1 pseudogene is annotated in these 425 nt (G+C 24.5%); it reads right to left on the reverse strand.

The features are described from left to right. Positions 1-361, reverse strand: a pseudogene (locus tag A500_RS19190) (hypothetical protein); the annotation flags it as partial. Positions 362-425: the final 64 nt, after the last annotated feature.

Raw genomic sequence — 425 nt, forward strand, 5'->3', positions numbered from 1 at the left:
GACTATAATAACTTATTGGATTATCATCGATAAAGCCATGAGATTCTTGTCTTAGATCTACAATAATTATTTTAGGACTATTTATGGCTACCTTTATATTATCTATTTGACTAGGTCTAAATTGAGCGCAACCAGAAATATTTAATTCTTGAATACTCCTAAATCTAGGAGGCAGTTTATAATTTTTCTTTATATCTAATATCAAGAACTTATCCTGAAGAAATGGAATATTATCGGGAGCGTTAGAAATAGCCATAGTTATAATGAATTTATATAATAAAAAGAATGTTGCTAAGAATACAATAAAAATATAAATAGGATTATGATTAATATTTTTATTTTTTAAAATAGAATTCTTCATATAGAACCTCCCAAATATGTATTATATCTAATACATATTTTGTGCATAAAAACTTAAAATATCC

Origin of the sequence: Clostridium sartagoforme AAU1, assembly GCF_000401215.1 — a bacterium.
Taxonomy (GTDB): domain Bacteria; phylum Bacillota; class Clostridia; order Clostridiales; family Clostridiaceae; genus Clostridium; species Clostridium sartagoforme.